The sequence below is a fragment of the Sphingomonas echinoides ATCC 14820 genome, assembly GCF_000241465.1.
GTDB lineage: Bacteria > Pseudomonadota > Alphaproteobacteria > Sphingomonadales > Sphingomonadaceae > Sphingomonas > Sphingomonas echinoides.
This window is the reverse complement of the sequence record NZ_JH584235.1, coordinates 1,714,041-1,732,214: the sequence shown is the minus strand read 5'-3', so window position 1 is coordinate 1,732,214 and position 18,174 is coordinate 1,714,041. Positions and strand designations below refer to the sequence as shown.

General features: G+C 65.3%; 19 protein-coding genes. 6 read left to right on the top strand and 13 right to left on the bottom strand.

Annotated features, from left to right (window positions below; all coding sequences use genetic code 11):
* Together kdpA and ON00_RS20145 are read right to left on the bottom strand one after the other, a co-directional pair.
* Positions 1 to 1,692 carry a potassium-transporting ATPase subunit KdpA gene (gene kdpA, locus ON00_RS08175; protein ID WP_010404805.1) on the bottom strand — a complete coding sequence of 564 codons (1,692 nt, stop codon included), beginning with the start codon at positions 1,690 to 1,692 and terminating at the stop codon, positions 1 to 3.
* A gap of 13 nt (positions 1,693 to 1,705) precedes the next feature.
* A complete protein-coding gene (locus tag ON00_RS20145; protein WP_083834087.1) occupies positions 1,706 to 1,795 on the bottom strand; it encodes a potassium-transporting ATPase subunit F in 90 nt (29 codons plus the stop codon).
* A gap of 174 nt (positions 1,796 to 1,969) precedes the next feature.
* On the opposite strand from ON00_RS20145, the gene ON00_RS08170 reads away from it, so the two are divergent.
* A complete protein-coding gene (locus ON00_RS08170; protein WP_010404802.1) occupies positions 1,970 to 2,698 on the top strand; it encodes a septation protein IspZ in 729 nt (242 codons plus the stop codon).
* 112 nt (positions 2,699 to 2,810) lie between these two features.
* On the opposite strand, the gene ON00_RS08165 is transcribed toward ON00_RS08170, so the two are convergent.
* From ON00_RS08165 to ON00_RS08140, 6 genes are all read right to left on the bottom strand, one after another.
* On the bottom strand, positions 2,811 to 4,502 hold the full coding sequence (locus tag ON00_RS08165; protein WP_010404799.1) for a sulfatase-like hydrolase/transferase: 1,692 nt from the start codon (positions 4,500 to 4,502) through the stop codon (positions 2,811 to 2,813).
* Positions 4,499 to 4,885 carry a DUF4345 family protein gene (locus tag ON00_RS08160; RefSeq protein WP_010404796.1) on the bottom strand — a complete coding sequence of 129 codons (387 nt, stop codon included), beginning with the start codon at positions 4,883 to 4,885 and terminating at the stop codon, positions 4,499 to 4,501. Before ON00_RS08160 ends, ON00_RS08165 begins: the two co-directional genes overlap by 4 nt.
* A 73-nt stretch (positions 4,886 to 4,958) precedes the next feature.
* A complete protein-coding gene (locus tag ON00_RS08155) occupies positions 4,959 to 5,609 on the bottom strand; it encodes a 2-hydroxychromene-2-carboxylate isomerase (RefSeq protein WP_010404794.1) in 651 nt (216 codons plus the stop codon).
* Positions 5,606 to 6,019: a DUF1330 domain-containing protein gene (locus ON00_RS08150; protein ID WP_010404791.1), complete on the bottom strand. Its 414-nt coding sequence runs from the start codon at positions 6,017 to 6,019 to the stop codon at positions 5,606 to 5,608. Before ON00_RS08150 ends, ON00_RS08155 begins: the two co-directional genes overlap by 4 nt.
* Complete coding sequence (locus ON00_RS08145; RefSeq protein ID WP_010404789.1) at positions 6,016 to 6,930, bottom strand: haloalkane dehalogenase; 915 nt, start codon at positions 6,928 to 6,930, stop codon at positions 6,016 to 6,018. Before ON00_RS08145 ends, ON00_RS08150 begins: the two co-directional genes overlap by 4 nt.
* 110 nt (positions 6,931 to 7,040) lie before the next feature.
* Positions 7,041 to 8,330 carry an adenylosuccinate synthase gene (locus ON00_RS08140; protein WP_010404786.1) on the bottom strand — a complete coding sequence of 430 codons (1,290 nt, stop codon included), beginning with the start codon at positions 8,328 to 8,330 and terminating at the stop codon, positions 7,041 to 7,043.
* Positions 8,331 to 8,616: 286 nt separating this feature from the next.
* Here ON00_RS08140 and ON00_RS08135 point away from each other — a divergent pair, with 286 nt between their 5' ends.
* On the top strand, positions 8,617 to 9,450 hold the full coding sequence (locus tag ON00_RS08135) for an alpha/beta hydrolase (protein WP_211207165.1): 834 nt from the start codon (positions 8,617 to 8,619) through the stop codon (positions 9,448 to 9,450).
* A gap of 7 nt (positions 9,451 to 9,457) precedes the next feature.
* On the opposite strand, the gene ON00_RS08130 is transcribed toward ON00_RS08135, so the two are convergent.
* From ON00_RS08130 to ON00_RS08115, 4 genes are all read right to left on the bottom strand, one after another.
* Positions 9,458 to 10,567 carry an ATP phosphoribosyltransferase regulatory subunit gene (locus ON00_RS08130; RefSeq protein ID WP_010404781.1) on the bottom strand — a complete coding sequence of 370 codons (1,110 nt, stop codon included), beginning with the start codon at positions 10,565 to 10,567 and terminating at the stop codon, positions 9,458 to 9,460.
* Positions 10,564 to 10,956 (bottom strand): endonuclease domain-containing protein, encoded by a 393-nt coding sequence (locus tag ON00_RS08125; protein WP_010404779.1) that lies wholly within the window; start codon positions 10,954 to 10,956, stop codon positions 10,564 to 10,566. The genes ON00_RS08130 and ON00_RS08125 overlap by 4 nt, the downstream gene beginning before the upstream one ends.
* Positions 10,957 to 11,007: 51 nt before the next feature.
* Positions 11,008 to 12,585 (bottom strand): phosphoglycerate dehydrogenase, encoded by a 1,578-nt coding sequence (serA, locus tag ON00_RS08120; RefSeq protein WP_010404778.1) that lies wholly within the window; start codon positions 12,583 to 12,585, stop codon positions 11,008 to 11,010.
* A 99-nt stretch (positions 12,586 to 12,684) separates the two neighbouring features.
* Positions 12,685 to 13,818, bottom strand: a complete 1,134-nt coding sequence (locus ON00_RS08115) for a phosphoserine transaminase (RefSeq protein WP_010404777.1) — start codon at positions 13,816 to 13,818, stop codon at positions 12,685 to 12,687.
* Positions 13,819 to 13,964: 146 nt separating this feature from the next.
* On the opposite strand from ON00_RS08115, the gene ON00_RS08110 reads away from it, so the two are divergent.
* The 3 genes from ON00_RS08110 to ON00_RS08100 all read left to right on the top strand — a co-directional run bounded on the left by ON00_RS08110 (position 13,965) and on the right by ON00_RS08100 (position 16,430).
* A complete protein-coding gene (locus tag ON00_RS08110) occupies positions 13,965 to 14,597 on the top strand; it encodes a DUF4328 domain-containing protein (RefSeq protein WP_010404776.1) in 633 nt (210 codons plus the stop codon).
* Positions 14,598 to 14,630: 33 nt separating this feature from the next.
* Positions 14,631 to 15,305 (top strand): extensin family protein, encoded by a 675-nt coding sequence (locus ON00_RS08105; protein ID WP_010404775.1) that lies wholly within the window; start codon positions 14,631 to 14,633, stop codon positions 15,303 to 15,305.
* A 186-nt stretch (positions 15,306 to 15,491) separates the two neighbouring features.
* Complete coding sequence (locus ON00_RS08100) at positions 15,492 to 16,430, top strand: LOG family protein (protein ID WP_010404773.1); 939 nt, start codon at positions 15,492 to 15,494, stop codon at positions 16,428 to 16,430.
* A 42-nt stretch (positions 16,431 to 16,472) separates the two neighbouring features.
* On the opposite strand, the gene ON00_RS08095 is transcribed toward ON00_RS08100, so the two are convergent.
* Complete coding sequence (locus ON00_RS08095; RefSeq protein WP_010404772.1) at positions 16,473 to 17,102, bottom strand: c-type cytochrome; 630 nt, start codon at positions 17,100 to 17,102, stop codon at positions 16,473 to 16,475.
* Between the two features lie 156 nt (positions 17,103 to 17,258).
* Between ON00_RS08095 and ON00_RS08090 the strand changes: the two genes are divergently transcribed.
* Positions 17,259 to 18,149, top strand: coding sequence for a prephenate dehydratase (locus ON00_RS08090; protein WP_010404771.1), 891 nt, complete (start codon positions 17,259 to 17,261; stop codon positions 18,147 to 18,149).
* Positions 18,150 to 18,174 lie beyond the last annotated feature (25 nt).

Genomic DNA, 18,174 nt, shown 5'->3' with positions numbered 1-18,174 from the left:
TTAGAGCAAAGTGCCGGCGGCGACCTGCGCCTGGTCCGCAATCGGACCCAGCGCGAGCGCGGGCAGGAAGGTGAGACCCCCGACGATCACGATGATCGCCGCGAGCAGGCCGATCCACAGCAGCCCGGTGGTCGGGAACGAGCCCGGCCCCTCTGGCACGCGGCGCTTGGCGGCCAGGCCACCGGCAATCGCGAGCACGGGCAGGATCACCCCGAAACGGCCGACGAACATGTCGAGCGCGAGCAGCAGATTGTAGAAGGGCGTGTTGCCGCTGAGGCCACCGAACGCCGAACCATTGTTCGCAGCGGCCGAGCTGAAGGCATAGAGGATCTCGCTAAAGCCATGCGCGCCCTTGGCCGCCGGGCCCGCAAGCCCCGCGCCGGTGACGCAGGCCACGGCGGTGAGGCCGAGGATGGCGAGCGGCGGCACGGCGATGGCGATCACCGCCAGCTTCATTTCGCGCCCCTCGATCTTCTTGCCGACATATTCCGGCGTGCGCCCGACCATCAGCCCGGCGATGAACACCGCAAGGATGCAGTAGATCAGCACCGCATAGAGACCCGAGCCGACGCCGCCGATGACGAGTTCGCCAAGCTGCATGTTGAACATCGGGACGAGGCCACCGATCGCGGTGAAGCTGTCGTGCATGCCGATGACGGCACCGCAGGAGGTAGCGGTGGTGACCACGGCGAAGAGCGCGGTGGCGGCGATGCCGAAGCGGACTTCCTTGCCCTCCATATTGCCCCCGGCGACGCCGAGCGCGTGGTGGATCGGGTTGCCCGCTGCCTCGGCCCCATAAGCGACCGCAACGCCGACGAGGAACAGCAGCATCATGGCGGCGAGGATCGCCCAGCCCTGACGAATGTTGCCGACCGCCTTGCCGAAGGTGAGGGTGAGCCCTGCGCCGAGCACGAAGATCGTAATCATCTGCAGGAAGTTGCTGAGCGCGGTGGGGTTTTCGAAGGGGTGAGCGGAGTTGGCGTTGAAGAAGCCGCCACCATTGGTGCCGAGCATCTTGATCGCCAACTGCGAGGCGACCGGGCCGACCGCGATGGTCTGCTTGGCACCTTCCATCGTCGTGGCGACGACCGAGGGACCAAAGGTTTGCGGCACGCCCATCACGACATAAGCAAGCGCCAGCACGATCGAGATCGGCAGCAGCAGATACAGCGTGGCGCGGGTAACATCGACCCAGAAATTGCCGATTCCGCTCGCCTGCTTGCGGGCAAAACCGCGGATGAAGGCGAAGGCGACGGCCATGCCGACGGCAGCGGACAGGAAGTTCTGCACCGTCAGCCCGGCCATCTGGCTGAGGTTCGACAGCGCCGATTCCCCGCCGTAATTCTGCCAATTGGTGTTGGTTACGAAGCTGACCGCCGTGTTGAAGGCGAGCAGCGTCTCCATGCCGCCAAACCCTTGCGGGTTCATCGGCAACATGCCCTGCAATTTCAGGATCGCGAAGAGCAGCGCGATGCCGCCTAGGTTGAACACCATTAGCGAGACGGCATAGCCGACCCAGCTTTGCTCGGCCGTGGGATCGATCCCGGCCAGTTTGTAGAAGCCGCGTTCGAGGAAGCCGAGCGGCATCTCCTTGCGCGAATAGAGGGCATACATCCAATCCCCGGCTGGCTTGGCCAGCGCGATGATTAGGACGGTGAAGAGCAGGATCATGCTCCAGCCGGTGAGGGTCATGGCCGCGCCTCCCTCAATACCGCTCGGGCTGTGCGAGCACGGCCAGCAGATAGATCAGCACGATGATGGCGACGACGCCGCCGAGTAAAAGGTCAAAGGACATAGGGCCCGCCTGTGATGGTTCAGGCGACGTCCCTGCGCCGAAACGGCGTTAGCGCGCGCGGGGGATTGCGGGCGGGGTGCGTAAAGCGGGCGTAAAGTGTGGGGGGTGCCCTGCGGCTAGGCCATGAATGCATACAATGGGGGCTGCCTTTGCATGGGACGGAGCGGCAACAAGGTGTCGAAAGAAAACGGTCGGCTTTTGGACCCGGACTTGCTAAAATGGGGTCTCTTGCATGCGAGGAGGTCAGCGTTAATCGACGACGATCTTGCCTTACTTCGCACCGATCGGTTCGCAGCGCGCGAGCTGGAGTTTGTAGCGGTCCTGCACGTCTTTCGGCCGTTGGGTGCCGACCTGCTGGCGACGTTCTGCTTCTACGCGGCCTACGCCGCGACCGGCAACGTCGGGATAGCGACCATTCTTGCCGCGGGCCTGGGCGTCGCCCAAATCGCTTGGGCGTTAGCGAGCGGACGAGCCGTACCGCCGATCCAGTGGGCGAGTCTGGTCCTCGTTATCGTGGTCGGCGGCATATCCCTGGTGACGGGCGACCCTCGCTACGTGCTGTACAAGGCGAGCATCATCTATCTGATAATCGGTCTCGCCATGCTGCGATCCGGCTGGTTGCTCCGCTATCTTCCTCCCATCGCAGGAAAGTATCTGTCAGGTCGGACGATCGTCGGCTTCGGATACATGTGGTCGGCGCTTCTTGTCGGGACCGGCATACTGAGCCTGATACTCATCCAGACGGAGCCTGCGCGCGTTGTCGCACTCGTAATGGGCGTGTGGGCACCCACCTCCAAGCTCGCCCTGCTGGGTGCCCAATATCTTGCTGGTCGGGCAATCGTTCGGCGAAAAATCATCGCCATCCTCGGCCATGCTGAGGCAGTCAGATCGTCAGCGGGATAGAATCGATCGCGAGGTGCCGATCCCGGACTGACACGTCGAACGACTGCTGCCGGGCGTCGCCGAAGAACCCGTCATCGGCTGGAATTGAGCGGAAGGAGACTATCCGCTTTATCTAGTTGGACCAATAAATATACGTCTCGCCCGGCTTTGGCTTGGTGCCAAGCGGCCGGTCGATCGCGATTGGGGAGCGGATTAGCGAGGGCCAGGCGGGCTTGACGCTGGCGCGGTCATGCGCGGCGAGCAAATCGTTGAGATGCGCGACGACGTCGGGGTGCTGGGCGGCGACGTCCTTCCGTTCGGTTGGATCGGCCTTCATGTCATAGAGCAATTCGACATGCGGCAGATCGAGCGCCTGCAGCTTCCAGTCGCCGTCGCGCACGGTGCGATAGCGGCCGCTGCGCCAGAACAGTGTCTGGTGCGGCGTTCCGCTCTGCTTGCCGTCGATAAAGGGCAGCAGATCGACCCCGTCGAGCGCGCGGTCGCGGGGCAGGCTTGCGTGGCCCGCATCGCCTGCGGTGGCGAAGATATCGAAATGGCTGACCGGACCGGCGATCCGCGTGCCCGGCTTGATCCGCGCGGGCCAGCGCATGAAGAACGGCACCTTCACCCCACCTTCGAAGAAAGTCGCTTTCCAGCCGCGATAGGGCCGGTTGATGTCGGGCAAGCCGATATAATTGGCACCGCCATTGTCGCTGGTGAAAATGACCAGCGTGTTCTGGTCGAGCCCCTGTTGTTTGAGTGTCGCCATCACTTGCCCGACCCCGCGGTCGAGCGCGCGGATCATCGCGGCATAGACGCGCAGGCGATGGTCGGTGATCTGCGGGAGCGCGTCATAATCGGCCTTTGACGCCTGCAGCGGCGTGTGCGGCGCGTTATAGGCGAGATAGAGGAAGAACGGTCGGTTGCGATTGGCAGTGATCGCGGCCTTGGCCTGCACCGTCAGATAATCGGTCATGTAGCGATCGGGGTGGAAGCGTTCACCGCCATTATATTGCACGCTGAAGGGCAGGTTCGCCCACAGGAATTTGTCGATCGGGTCGAATGGCTGTTTCGAATTTTCGACGTCGGGGCTCGCTTCGGGCAAATACATCTGCCCGCCGATCAGGAAGCCCAGGCTCTCGTCGAACCCCTGATCCTCGGGGCGCATCCCCTTGGCTTCGCCGAGATGCCATTTGCCGAGGTGCATCGTGTGATAGCCCTTGCCGCGCAGCAACTCGGCAATCGTCACCTCGCTCGACGGCACGCCCTTGGGCGCGGTCGAGGCGGGCTGGCGAGCGGCATCTTCATCGAAGATCGTTTTGTGTTCCCATGTCGTTGGGAAATTGGCGATCGTACGCGAGAACATCGCGTCGGTGCGGATCAGGCTGGAGGGGAACCAGGCAGGCGGGTGCGTATCGGCCGGGGTAAATTCATAGCCGAAGCGCGTCGGATAGCGCCCGGTCATAAGCGCGGCGCGGCTTGGTGCGCACGTGGCGTTGCCGGCATAGCCATCGGCGAAGGTGACGCCGTCATGCCCTAGCGCATCGATATTGGGCGTCTTGACCAGCCCGCCCGCAACCCCGCCGCCATTGAAGCTGATGTCGTTATAGCCAAGGTCGTCGGCGACGATCAGCACAATGTTGGGCGGGCGCGTGCCTGCCGGCATGGCGGGCGCAGGGCCGCGCTGCCAGATCACCGCGTGCGTTGGATCAATGTGCGGCCCCATCCAGCCCGGCAGATGCAGCAGGATATAGTCTTTCGATGCAACCACAGTGCCGACCATCAAGGCCAGCACGACGAGCGTGATTTTGCCCCAGTGTCTCATTGCCCTGCGCGCCCGGCGAAGGTGCGCGATGCGAGCAGCAGCACCGCGATCATGCCGGCTTCAACGCTGATCGGCGGAAAGGCCGTGTTGGGCGCTCCGTCAAGGACCAGGCTCACGACACGTCCGCCAATTGCGACCCCCAGCAGCGACAGCGACACGCGCAGCGGGGCGGTTTCCTCGCGCCAGGCCCCGAGCAGCGCGAACACTCCGCCAGTGATGAAGAACGCGGTGAAATCGGCGCGTACAGTGGCGAGGCCCTGCGTCCCGAGCGGTGTAAGAAAGAAGCGTGCGACGGCCTGTGCGGGATCGAACAGGAACGCCATCCCCAAGGCGATGTTGAACAGGCCGACCAGCCCCACCACCGCGCGCATCAGGTTCCGCATCGCTCGCCCCCCTTGTTTTTCCTATCGTAGCAGCCTCGTGCGACTCTGCAATGTCACGGCACGCGGCGTGCCATTATCGGCGCGTCAGCCCGTGTTGCTCCATCCGCCATTGGAGCTGATCGAAGCGGTCTTGTCCGAAGAACGGTTCGCCCTCGAACACCATCAGCGGCACGCCATAATGGCCGCCGTCGCGCTGCGCGCTCTGGTTGGTCGCGACGATTGCGGCATAGCGCTCCGGTTCGGCCGCGATCGCGGCGTCGAGTTCGGCGAGATCGAGGCCCGCTTCGGCGGTGGCGCGGGCAAGGTGATCGCCCTCATGCCACCCGCTGACCTCGCCACTCCAAATGAGCCGTCCGACCGCTTCGAGAAAGGCGAGGCCATGCCCGCGCTCGGCCGCCGCAACGCCGAGATGCGTCAGGCGGTGGATATAGGGCTGTTCGAGCGGATAGGTGCGCGTCGCGAAATCCATCACCACCGGGTCGGGCTGTGCCCAGCGGAACGGCATGCCGACGAACGCGGCACTGCGCCCGATATCGCGCAGGAAGTAGCTCAGCCACAAAGGATCGTTGCTGGTGAAGAAATCGGGCTGGCGGACCGCGATCGGATAGACCGGGCGCACGCGCGCCGCGACATCGAAATCGCGTTCGAGGGCGATCAGCCGCGGCGTCACCAGATAGGAATAAGGCGAGCGGAACGACCAATAGAGGTCGTAGGTGAGCGTCATGCGCCGATCGGCTTGGTGCGGATGTTGAGCTGTCCGGCAAGCCCCGCGACCCGGTGCTTCTCGATCGCCTGATACTCGGGTGACTGCACCATCGCCAGCATCGCCGCGCGCGACGGATAGCGGGCGAGCGCGACCATATCCCACGGTTCGTCCATTGCGCCGAGCATCAATTCGCTGACCGCACCGGCATAGAGCGCCTCGCCCCCGACCGCCGCGAGGCACCCCCGCACCGCCGCGCCATAGCGGGCATAGGCTTCACGCCCGCTCAGCGTGGCATCGGAGCCGTCGGGATATTCGGCATGGTCTTTGAACTTCAGCAGGTTGACCATCACAAACGGCCCGTCCTCGGGCGCGCTGAAGAAGGCAGCGGCTTGCTCGGCGGGCGGAAAGACCGCGTTGGTAACGTTCATGCGGGTGCTCCGGTGCTGCGGATGAAGCTGTCGATCAGCGTGCTCAGTTGCTCGGGCGCGTCTTCTTGCAGGAAGTGGCCGCCGCCCGTGATGATGGTGTGCGGCTGCCCGCGTGCGCCGGGGATGCGCTCGATAAAGATCTTCTCGCCGCCCGCCGTCACGGCGTCCTTGTCGCTAAAGGCGGTGAGGACGGGCTTGTCGAAACGCTCCAGCACCGTCCAGGCCGCGCGGTTCTCGGCGACCGAGGCGTGCTCGGGCGTGATCGGCACCAGCGTCGGGAATTGCCGCGCGCCTTCCTTGTAGCGTTCGTCGGGGAAGGGCGCATCATAAGCGGCGATTTCGTCGGCGCTCAGCTCGCGCGTAGTGCCGCCATTGACGATCGCGCCGACCGGGAAGAGCGGCACGTTCTGGCTGAAGGCCAGCCAGGCATCGAACCCAGCCGATGACCCGGAGCCAACGGGTAGCCCGGTATTGGCCACCACCAGTCGCGCGAAGCGATCGGGAAAGGCAGCGACCAGCCGCAGCCCGATCAGCCCGCCCCAATCCTGGCAGAACAGCGTGATACCCTGCAGGTCGAGCGCGGTGAGCCAGTCGGACATCCAGGCGACATGGCGTTCATAGGTGTAATCGGCGCGTGCGGCGGGCTTGTCGGATTTGCCGAAGCCAATCAGGTCGGGCGCGATCACGCGGTGTCCGGCGGCGGTGAGCGGCGGCACGAATTTGCGATAGAGATAGGACCAGCTCGGCTCGCCGTGCAGCAGCAAGACCGGCGCGGCATCGCGCGGCCCCTCATCGAGATAGTGAATGCGGAGGGCCGTGCCGTCGGCATCGGTCACGCTCTGATAGTGCGGCGCGAACGGATAATCGGCCAGCCGCTCGAACCGTTCCTCGGGCGTTTGCAGAATCTCCACCGCGCTCTCCTTATGGCACGCATCGTGCCAATAGAGTCGTGAGACGTCAAGCGCCGATAGCGGCACCCCGCGCGGGGGCACCGTCATCGGTCTTTGCGATCAGCTAGGTCTCAGTCCGAGAAAGGATCGCGGACCAGAATGGTGTCTTCGCGCTCGGGGCTGGTCGAAACCAGGGCGACCGGGCAACGGATCAGTTCCTCGACGCGGCGGATGTACTTGATCGCCTGTGCGGGCAAATCGGCCCAGCTCCGCGCGCCTGCGGTGGTTTCCTGCCAGCCGGGCATGGTTTCGTAGATCGGCTCGACCTCGGCTTGATCGGCGGCGTGGGCCGGGAAATAATCGAGCGTTTCGCCGCGCAGGCGATAGCCGGTGCAGATCTTCACTTCGTCAAAGCCGTCGAGCACGTCGATCTTGGTGAGCGCGATGCCGGTGATGCCGCCGACCGCCGCCGATTGCCGCAGCAACACCGCATCCAGCCAGCCGCAGCGGCGCTTGCGCCCGGTGACGGTGCCGAATTCATGGCCGCGCTCGCCCAAGCGCACGCCGGTTTCATCCTCCAGCTCGGTCGGGAACGGACCCGATCCGACGCGCGTCGTATAAGCCTTGGCGATGCCGAGCACGAAGCCGACCGCGCTTGGTCCCAGGCCCGAACCGCCCGCTGCCGTGCCCGAAATGGTGTTGGACGAGGTGACGAAGGGATAGGTGCCGTGGTCGACATCGAGCAGCACGCCCTGCGCGCCTTCGAACAGGATGCGCTTGCCGTTCGCACGCGCATCGTTGAGCACGCGCCACGTCGGCTTGGCGAAGGACAGCACGAAATCGGCGATTTCGCGCAAGTCGGCGACCAGCGCATCGCGGTCGATCGGCGGCTCACCGAAACCGGCACGCAGCGCGTCGTGATGCGCGGTCAGGCGATCGAGTTGCGCACCCAATGAATCGAGATGCGCCAGATCGCAGACGCGGATCGCACGACGACCGACCTTGTCCTCATAAGCCGGGCCGATGCCGCGCCGCGTCGTGCCGATCTTGCCCGCGCCGCTCGCATCTTCGCGCAACGCATCGAGATCGCGGTGGAAGGGCAGGATCAGCGCACAGGTATCGGCGAGCATCAGCGTGTCGGGCGAGATCGTCACGCCCTGGCCGCGCAGTTTCTCGACTTCGGCCTTCAGCGCCCAGGGATCGAGCACCACGCCATTGCCGATGACCGAGGGCGTGCCGCGCACGATGCCCGAGGGGAGCAGCGACAGCTTGTAGACGCTTTCGCCGACGACGAGCGTATGGCCGGCATTATGGCCGCCCTGGAAGCGCACGACGACATCGGCGCGCTCCGCCAGCCAGTCGACGATCTTGCCCTTGCCCTCATCGCCCCATTGGGCGCCGATCACTGCTACGTTTCCCACGGTGTCTTGCTGCCTGATTGTTACGTTTTCGGTGCTGCCCTAATGCGCAGGGGGCAGAGGGTCCATTGTTATTGCGCGCTGCGCGATCGGCCGGGGCATCGGGCCCCGTGATACACCCTGCGACACTTGTTTTCTTGCGGCCGAAAAGACCGGCGCTTACCAAGTTGCGCACGCGTAATGACCAAGGTCCGGGAGCTTTGTGATGCGGAAACCCCTTTTATCTGGCGTGATGGTGGCGGCGCTCACGTTCGCAACGACAGCCGATGCGCAGGGGCCGCTGCGCAAGATGATGATGAAGCGCTGGATGGAGCGCCAGCAACAGCAACAGCAATCCGGCCCCGCCGGGACCGACATCGCTTATGGCGAGGACCCGCTTCAGCATCTCGATTTCTGGCGCGCGACGCGCAAGGATGGCGCGGCACCGCTGGTGATCTTCGTCCATGGCGGTGGGTGGGAGAAAGGCGACAAGGAGATGGCGCGCGGCTCGGCCAAGGTCAGCCACAGTCTTGAGCGCGGCTATGCCTTCGCCTCTGTCGGCTATCGGCTGGTGCCGTCCGCGACGGTCGAGCAGCAAGCGCAGGATGTCGCCGATGCGATCGCGGTGCTGGTGCGGCAAGCCGCGACGCTCGGCATCGATTCGCGGCGGATCGTGCTGATGGGGCATAGCGCGGGTGCGCATCTCGCGGCGCTGGTCGGCACCGATCCGCGCTATCTCGACCATGCGCATTTGCGTACCGATGCGCTGAAGGGCGTGATCCTGCTCGACGGTGCCGCGTATGACGTGCCACGCCAGATCGCCGAGGGCGGCACATTCATGCACGATCGCTATCTGGAGGCCTTTGGGAGCGACCCGGCGCGGCAACAGGCGCTGTCGCCGACCTTCCATGCCGCCGCGCCCAATGCGCCGAGCTTCCTCATCCTCCACGTCGCCCGCGCCGATGGCACCGCGCAGTCCGAGCAGTTGGGCGAAGCCCTGCGCAAGGCGGGCACACCGGCCGAGGTGCAGGGTTTTGCGGGAAGCGGCCTGAAAGGGCACATGGCGATCAACCGGCAATTGGGCGAGAAGGACTATCCCGCCACACCGGTGGTCGACGCCTATCTCGAGCGGGTGTTCGCGTGAGCGGTGGCTAGACCGCCCGCGCTTCGCCCTCTGCCAGCACATGCGTGCACAATTGCGCCTCGGGCGTATCGCCTGCTTCCAGTGCGGCGACGGTGACCCAGCCCGCGGCGCGCATCGCGGCGGCCACCGCCGGATCGGTGCCGAGCGGCACGAACAGGCGGCGGCGGTCGACCTCGGCCAGACCGGCGGCGACGATCGCGTCGGCATAAAGCGAGAAGCCGACCGCCGATTCCTCGGCGCCGCCTTCGTGCATGATCGTATAGGTGCCGCCGCGCCCGATTTCGCCGCGCACACCGCCAGCGAAGATCGAGAAGCCGAGCCAGCTTTGATATTCGAAGCCGTGGCGCTCGGTCGGGTCGAGCGTGAGCGCGACGCGGCCTTGCAGGCCCTCGGCAATCTTCCACAAGGCATCGAGCCGCGAGGTCAGCGCGCCGCCTGCATCGAAGGCGCAGAGCCGGTCATGCGCGGTCTCGAACGGCCCGGCCGCTTCGATCAGCGGCAGATACGCAGGCGCGATTGCGGCGACGCCGCCCGCATCCTTGGCGTCGAGCCGGTCGCGCAAGGCGTTGATCTGGGTGGGCTCGATCGGGAAGGGGCCGCTGGCGAGGACGTCGATCAAGTCGGGCAGGGTGAAGTCGATCGAGATGTCGCTGACACCTGCCGCTTCGAGCGCTGCGACCGCGACTTCGACCACTTCGCGCGCGGCCGCAACGGTATCGAGGCCGATCAGCTCGCAGCCGATCTGGCGCAATTCGCGTTCGGGGGCGAGTTGCGAGGCGCGCAGCTTCAGCACGGGGCCGGCATAGGACAGGCGCACCGGGCGCGGGTGGTGGCCCATGCGGGTAGCGGCGATGCGGCCGATCTGGGCCGTCATGTCGGGTCGAATCGCAAGCGTCGCCTGGCTGACCGGATCGACGAAGCGCACGGCGTCCTGCGCGCGCGCGGCTTTCAGGCGACCGGCGAGGCCGGCCTCGAATTCGGCGAGCGCTGGGTCGGCGCGTTCATAGCCATAGGCATAAGCGGCCGCGAGCGCAGCGGCTTCGAGGCGCGCCGCGGCGTCGGCGAAGGGCGGGAGCCGGTCGCGGAAACCGGTCGGGAGGAGGGCGGTGGTGCTCATGCGGATAGCCCTCTCCCCTTCGGGGAGAGGGTTGGGAGAGGGGCCGTCGCAAGCGCAGCCTCGATGGAGAGCAGAACGCCCTCCAGATTCCCCATCACATCGGTGTTATTAAACCTGATCACGCGATAGCCTTGCTCTTCCAACCACGCCGTTCTGCGGGCGTCGCGCTGCTCGTTGCCTGCGTGCGTGTCGCCGTCAAGCTCGATCACCAGCTTGTGCGTGCGGGCGACGAAATCGGCGATGTAGGGTGCAATGACGACTTGGCGCGAGAACTTGGTGTCGGCGAAGCGCTTGGCACGCAGGGCGGTCCAGAGTTCGCGCTCGGGCTGTGTCATTTCGCTGCGCATGGCTTTTGCACGCGCGAGCAACGCTTCGTCCGTTTTTGGCACTGCCCCTCTCCCAAACCCTCTCCCCGGAGGGGAGAGGGCTTAAGTAGCAGATCAGAACGCCAACCCCATCGCGGTCTTCACGCCCGGCAACGCGCGGACTTGCGCGAGCAGCTCCGGCGTCACCGCATCGTCGATCGACAGCAGCAGCACCGCTTCGCCACCGGCCGAACGGCGGCCGAGGTGGAAGGTGCCGATGTTGACGCCCGCGGTGCCGAGTAAGGTGCCGAGACGCCCGATGAAGCCCGGCGCATCCTCGTTGACGACATACAGCATGTGCCCGGCGAGATCGGCCTCGACCTTGATGCCGAACAGTTCGACCACGCGCGGGGCCGAATCGCCGAACAGCGTGCCGGCGACCGAACGCTCGCCCGCATCGGTCTTGACCGAGACGCGCAGCAGCGTGTGGTAATCGCCCTCGCGCTCGGTGCGGACTTCGCGCACTTCGATGCCGCGTTCCTTGGCGAGCAAGGGCGCGTTGACCATGTTGACGGTGTCGGTCTGCGTGCGCAGGAACCCGGCCAGGACGGCGGCGACGATCGGTTTCTGGTTGAGCTCGGCGGCGGCACCCTCGGCATGGACCGAGATGCGCGCGATCGCGCCGTGGGTGAGCTGCCCGACCAGGCTGCCAAGCTTTTCGGCCAGCGCCATATATGGCTTCAGCCGCGGCGCTTCCTCGGCCGACAGGCTCGGCATGTTGAGCGCGTTGGTGACGCCGCCTGCGACGAGGAAATCGGCCATTTGTTCAGCGACCTGGATCGCGACATTGACTTGCGCTTCGGTCGTCGATGCGCCGAGATGCGGGGTCGAGACGAAGTTGGGGGTGCCGAACAAGGGCGAGGCCTTGGCCGGTTCCTCGACGAACACGTCGAGCGCTGCACCACCGATATGGCCCGAATCGAGCCCGGCCTTGAGCGCGGCCTCGTCGATCAGCCCGCCGCGCGCGCAATTGACGATGCGCACGCCCTTCTTGGTCTTGGCGAGCGCCTCGGCCGAGAGGATGTTGCGGGTCTGGTCGGTGAGCGGGGTGTGGAGGGTGATGAAATCGGCGCGGGCGAGGAGGTCGTCCAGTTCGACCTTTTCGATGCCGAGTTCGAGGGCGCGTTCGGGGCTGAGGAAGGGATCGAAGGCGATGACCTTCATTTTCAGGCCGCGGGCGCGGTCGGCGACGATCGAGCCGATATTGCCGGCACCGATCAGCCCCAGGGTTTTGCTGGTTAATTCCACGCCCATGAAGCGGTTCTTTTCCCACTTGCCGGCCTGGGTCGAGGCGTCGGCCTCGGGCAATTGGCGGGCGAGCGCGAACATGAGGGCGATGGCATGTTCGGCGGTGGTGATGGAGTTGCCGAAGGGGGTGTTCATGACCACCACGCCTTGCGCCGAAGCTGCTGGAATATCGACATTATCCACGCCGATCCCGGCGCGGCCAATGACCTTCAAATTGGTCGCGGCGGCGAGGATCGCCTTGGTCACCTTGGTCGAGCTGCGGATCGCCAGACCATCATACTCGCCGATGATCGCGATCAATTCTTCCGGGGTCTTGCCGGTGATTTCGTCGACTTCGACACCCCGTTCGCGGAAGATTTGCGCCGCTTTTGGGTCCATTTTGTCGGCAATGAGCACTTTTGGCATTGGATATTCTCCGTCGCCCCGGCGTAGGCCGGGGCCGCTATGAGGGATATGCTGCGGTCAGTTTCGCAGCGGCCCCGGCCTGCGCCGGGGCGACGTCAATCAGATCGCCTTCACACTCGCATAGGCCCAGTCGAGCCAGGGTCCGAGCGCGACGATGTCGGCGGTGTCGATGGTCGCGCCGCACCAGATGCGCAGGCCCGCCGGGGCATCGCGGTAGCCGGCGATGTCATAGGCGGCATGCTCTTTTTCGAGCAGACCGGCGAAGGCCTTGATGAAGGCTTCGTCGGCACCCTCGACCGTCAGGCAGACGCTGGTCTTGGAGCGCGACGCCGGGTCGGCGGCCAAATGGCCGAGCCATGTGCGGTCCGCGACGATCTTGTCGAGCGCTGCGGCATTGGCGTCGCTGCGCGCGATGAGCCCCTCGGCGCCGCCGACGGTCTTGGCCCATTCGAGCGCGGCGATGGCATCCTCGACCGCGAGCATCGAGGGGGTGTTGATCGTCTCGCCCTTGAACACGCCTTCGGTGAGCTTGCCCTTGGAGACCAGGCGGAACACCTTGGGCAGCGGCCAGGCGGGGGTGTAGCTTTCGAGCCGCTCGACCGCGCGCGGGCCCAGGATCAGCACGCCGTGTGCGCCTTCGCCGCCCAGCACTTTCTGCCAGGAGAAGGTGGCGACGTCGATCTTGGCCCAGTCAATGTCATACGCGAACACCGCGCTGGTCGCATCGGCGAAGGAGAGGCCCTCGCGGTCGGCGGGGATCCAGTCGGCGTTGGGCACGCGCACGCCCGAGGTGGTGCCGTTCCAGGTGAACAAAACGTCGTTCGACCAGTCGACCGCGTTCAGATCGGGCAATTGGCCGTAATCGGCGCGCAGGACGGTGGGATCGATCTTGAGTTGCTTGACCGCGTCGGTGACCCAGCCTTCGCCGAAGCTTTCCCAGGCGAGCGCGGTGACGGGCTTTGCGCCCAGCATTGTCCACATCGCCATTTCGAATGCGCCAGTGTCGGAACCGGGAACGATGCCGATGCGGTGCGTGTCGGGGAGCTTCAACAGCTCGCGCATCAGATCGATGGAATATTGCAGCCGCGCCTTGCCAATCTTCGAGCGGTGCGAGCGCCCCAGCGATTCGGTGGCGAGATTGGCGGGGGTCCAGCCCGGAGGCTTGGCGCACGGGCCCGAGGAAAAATACGGTCGTGCAGGCAGATGCGCGGGACGCGCAGGAAGGTCAGTCATGTAGTCTCTCCTTACAGAGAGCACGCGCGGCGTTGGGACCGCGTGGCCCGGAGCCGCTCCTAGAGATGCGGGCGCGCGCGTCAAGCGCGAACGCTAGACCGGAGCGCAATCGTGCGGCAGAATGAGTGAGCAAGGGGAGCAAACGCATGCAAAATCTCGAGGGACATCAGCGGCTTGCAGTGGTCGCGCTGGTCGCGTGGCTGTTTACGAGTTTTCTCGGCGCGGCGGTTGGCGGGCTCTTTATCGCCGCGCTTGGCGGCACCGGCGCGATCTGGTCGACCGCGGCGCTTGACAATGTCGATCGTGCCTCGACGATCTGCGGAATCCTCTACATCGTGGCCTTCCTGTTCGCGGTGGTGTGCGTCGCGCGCTGGATTTACCGCGCTAGCGTCAACGCCCATGCGCTGTCCGACGCGATGTGGATTTCGCCGGGCTGGAGCATCGGCTGGTACTTCGTGCCAATCGCGAACCTGTTCAAACCGTTTCAGGCGATGCGGGAGATCTGGCAAGTCAGCCTGGTACCCCGCGACCCGCTCAGCGTGCCTGTTCCCGGGCTCCTGCGGGTTTGGTGGGGGCTGTGGTTGCTGACCAACCTGCTGGGGAGGGTGAGCTTTCAGCTTGGTCGCAATGCCCATACGATCTCCGACCTTGTGATGGAAGGCTGTATCGAGGTCGTCACCTTTGCGGTGGATGCTGCGCTGGCGATCGTCCTGATCCGCATCATCCGGCAGCTTACCGCAAATCAGCGCTCGATCGTCGATACGCGCATTTTTGAATAGCGAAGCCGACGCCGCTTGGCGGTAGCGTGGCCTATGTCGCGTTTCCGCTCGCTTGCCCTGATTGTTCCCGTGTTGCTCGCCGCCTGCAGTTTGGGCGGCGGAAATGATCGCGGCCCGCCACCGCGGCCGCGCGGGGCGAGGCCGGTGACGCTGGCCTTGCCGACCAGCCGGGAGACGCAGGCCTGCTATACGGATTTGTCGCGCGAGGATGTGCGCTTTTCGCCTTTGCCCGATCGCGATTTCGGCGGGGGCTGCCGGTTGATCGGCACGTTGCAATTGATCGACATCGGCGTGCCGGTGACCAACCTCAAGGCGATGCGCTGTGGCCTCGCGCGCAGCTTCACCGCCTGGGTCAGCTATGCCGTGGCCCCGGCCGCGCGGCAGATGCTGGGTAGCGATTTGGTGCGGGTGGAGAGCATGGGCAGCTATGCCTGCCGGGCGGTGGTGGGCGCGCCGGGGGCAGGCGGGCGGCTGTCGGGCCATGCCACCGCCAATGCAGTCGATATATCGGGCTTCGTGCTGAAGGATGGTCGCCGCATCACCATCCAGCAGAATTGGAATGGTGGCGAGCCGCAAGCACGCGCCTTCCTGCGCACGATCCGCGCGTCGGCGTGCAAGCGCTTCGGCACGGTGCTGAGCCCGGATTACAATGCGGTGCATTACAACCATCTGCATCTGGAAGACGATCATGCCGGGTTTTGCCGTTAGCGATGTCTTTGCCTGAACCCGTTCGTTTCGAGCCTAGTCGAGAAACAGCCGCAAGCGCTGTGCCTGGTTTTTCGACTCCGCTCGAAACGAACGGGCAAGGAGATCGAACGGACAGGGAGAAGGCCCGACCAAGCGGCGGCGCGCTCCAGGCTTCAAATTCGCGACGCGGTGGCTTAGGAGCGGTGGATGAACGACACTCAGAAACCGGACGCCCCAGCCCAAGACTCCCTCGTCCACGAGTCCGATGCGCGTGACACGCATGTGCCGTCGCGCGTTTTCCCCCGCGCGCGCCAGGATGCCGAAACCGCCAAGACCGGCGTCAGCACACCGCAGACCGAGAACCCGGCCTATCGCCTTGCCTTTCAGGACATGGATTTCCTGCTGCGCGAGGATTTGCGCCCCGTTCGCTTCCAGCTCGAATTGCTGAAGCCCCAGCTCATTATGGACGAGGCCAATATCGCCTCGACCTTCGTGATGTATGGATCGGCGCGCATTCCCGAGCCCGCCAAGGCGCAGGCCTTGCTCGACATCGCGCATGCGGCCGAAGGCGACCGCGAGCAGGCGATCCGCATCGCCGAGCGGCTGGTCGCCAAATCCAAATATTATGAGGTGGCGCGCGAGCTTGGACGGCTGGCGAGCAGCTTCCCGGTCGATACCGATGGCAAGCGCCATTTCGTCGTCTGTTCGGGCGGTGGCCCGTCGATCATGGAAGCGGCGAACCGCGGTGCGGCCGATTGCGGGCACGAATCGATCGGGCTCAACATCGTGCTGCCGCATGAGCAAGCGCCCAACCCCTATGTCACCCCGGCGCTGTCGATGCAGTTCCACTATTTCGCGCTGCGCAAGATGCACTTCCTGCTGCACGCGCGTGCGCTGGCGGCGTTCCCGGGCGGGTTCGGCACGTTCGACGAACTGTTCGAGCTGCTGACGCTGATCCAGACCGGCAAGATCGCGCCGATCCCGGTGCTGCTATATGGCCGCGAGTTCTGGAACCGCGTCGTCAATTTCGACGCGCTGGTCGAGGAAGGCGTGGTCTCGGCCAAGGACCTCAAGATTTTCACCTTCGTCGAGACCGCCCAGGAGGGGTGGGACGTGGTGAAGGCGTTCTACCGCGATAAGGCGTGAGCGGCAGCCCCCACCGCGCCTGCGGTGGGGGCGCGTTTCGTCTTACTGTGCGGTGGCCGTATTCGCGGTAGCGGGCGCGGTCGCGTTGCCGGTTTCGGCGGCGGGTGCCTTGGCATCAGCCGGGGCAGCGGCGGGAGCCGCAGCCGTCGGCAGCGGCAGGTTGGAGCCTTGCGCGTTGAGATACAGGATCACGTCGGCACGATCCTTGGCGCTGGTCAGACCGGCAAAGGTCATCTTGGTGCCCGCCGCATAGGCGCGCGGGCTGGTGAGCCACTTGTTGAGCTCCTCAAAATCCCATTTCTTGCCGGCCCCCGCCGTCTTCAGGGCGTCCGAAAAGGCGTAGCCGGCCTTGCCCTGCGCGATCGCTTCGCCAACGGTTGCCCACAGATTGGGGCCGATGCCATTGGCCCCGCCCTGCGCGATCGTGTGGCAGGCGGAGCATTTCTTGAACACTTCCGCGCCGTGCGAGGCATCGGCCACGGCCATCATTTCGCCAATGGGTTTGTCTGCGGCCGCCGGACCAGCACCGTCGTCCGCGCCACCCTCGATCGGATAGCCCGCCTTTTCGGCCTTGATCGGATGGACGATCATATTCCCGGCGATGCCGAGCGCGAGCGCGACGCCCATGGAGCCCAAAACCCAGCCAGCAATCGTATTGGTCCGGTTGTCCATGTCTCGTCCTATATCTTCTGCCGCGGGACGGCCCCTGTTAGAGCCACGAAGTCGCCCCAACCCATAGATTCGCGCGGCGTGCATCGCAAGCGTCGTCGGCGCGGGCGGTGGCGATGGCTTGCGGCGCGGCGGCCAGCGCAGTACCGCCCGGCTCCCATGGAAAATTTCCCCGCACCCGCCCGCGCCCTCGTCGCCGAGATGACTGCCGCCGCCGCCGCCGATCCTGCCCGTACCGTTGCGTTTCAGGGGGCCCCCGGCGCCAATTCGCATATCGCCGCGCGCGAGGCGTTTCCCGATTGCCTGCCGCTGCCGTGCTTCGACTTTGCCGATGCGATCGATGCGGTGCGTGATTTTCGGGCGGATTGCGCGATCATTCCGATCGAAAATTCGCTGCATGGCCGCGTCGCCGACATGCATTTCCTGCTGCCCGAATCGGGGCTGGTCATCACTGGCGAACATTTTCTCGGCATTCGCTATGCCTTGATGGGGAGTGGGCCGTTGGCGGGCGTGCGCGAGGCGATGAGCCATCCGCAGGCGCTTGGGCAATGCCGCCTGTGGCTGCGCGATCATGGCATTGCGCCGGTCGCCTATCCCGATACCGCAGGGGCGGCGGCGCTGGTGGCGGAGCGCGACGATCCGACATTGGCGGCGCTCGCCCCGCCCGGCGCGGCGGCGTTGTACGGGCTGGACACTTTGGCCAGCGACATTGCCGATGCCGAACATAATACCACGCGCTTCGTCGTGCTGGCGCGCGAGGGGCATGAGCCGGTTGGCGATGGTCCGTGGATGACCACGCTGATCTTTGAGGTGAACAATGTGCCCGCCGCTTTGTACAAGGCGATGGGGGGCTTTGCCACCAACGGCGTCAACATGACCAAGCTGGAAAGCTATCAGCGCGGCGGCAGCTTTGCCGCGACCGAATTCTACGCCGATGTCGAGGGTCGCCCGAGCGATCCGGGGCTGGGCCGGGCGCTGGCCGAATTGGCGTTCCATTCGAAATGGGTGCGCGTGCTCGGCACCTATCGTCAGGCCCGCGCGCGCGGGTAAAGCGGGCGCGCGGACAATCCGCTTG

Coding starts and splice junctions, on each gene's coding strand:
- kdpA (WP_010404805.1), bottom strand. CDS start 1,692: ATGACCCTCACCGGCTGGAGCATGATCCTGCTCTTCACCGTCCTAATC.
- ON00_RS08110 (WP_010404776.1), top strand. CDS start 13,965: ATGCAAAATCTCGAGGGACATCAGCGGCTTGCAGTGGTCGCGCTGGTC.
- ON00_RS08160 (WP_010404796.1), bottom strand. CDS start 4,885: ATGCGGAACCTGATGCGCGCGGTGGTGGGGCTGGTCGGCCTGTTCAAC.
- ON00_RS08090 (WP_010404771.1), top strand. CDS start 17,259: ATGGAAAATTTCCCCGCACCCGCCCGCGCCCTCGTCGCCGAGATGACT.
- serA (WP_010404778.1), bottom strand. CDS start 12,585: ATGCCAAAAGTGCTCATTGCCGACAAAATGGACCCAAAAGCGGCGCAA.
- ON00_RS08105 (WP_010404775.1), top strand. CDS start 14,631: ATGTCGCGTTTCCGCTCGCTTGCCCTGATTGTTCCCGTGTTGCTCGCC.
- ON00_RS08150 (WP_010404791.1), bottom strand. CDS start 6,019: ATGAACGTTACCAACGCGGTCTTTCCGCCCGCCGAGCAAGCCGCTGCC.
- ON00_RS08155 (WP_010404794.1), bottom strand. CDS start 5,609: ATGACGCTCACCTACGACCTCTATTGGTCGTTCCGCTCGCCTTATTCC.
- ON00_RS08135 (WP_211207165.1), top strand. CDS start 8,617: ATGATGATGAAGCGCTGGATGGAGCGCCAGCAACAGCAACAGCAATCC.
- ON00_RS20145 (WP_083834087.1), bottom strand. CDS start 1,795: ATGTCCTTTGACCTTTTACTCGGCGGCGTCGTCGCCATCATCGTGCTG.
- ON00_RS08115 (WP_010404777.1), bottom strand. CDS start 13,818: ATGACTGACCTTCCTGCGCGTCCCGCGCATCTGCCTGCACGACCGTAT.
- ON00_RS08095 (WP_010404772.1), bottom strand. CDS start 17,102: ATGGACAACCGGACCAATACGATTGCTGGCTGGGTTTTGGGCTCCATG.
- ON00_RS08165 (WP_010404799.1), bottom strand. CDS start 4,502: ATGAGACACTGGGGCAAAATCACGCTCGTCGTGCTGGCCTTGATGGTC.
- ON00_RS08130 (WP_010404781.1), bottom strand. CDS start 10,567: ATGAGCACCACCGCCCTCCTCCCGACCGGTTTCCGCGACCGGCTCCCG.
- ON00_RS08100 (WP_010404773.1), top strand. CDS start 15,492: ATGAACGACACTCAGAAACCGGACGCCCCAGCCCAAGACTCCCTCGTC.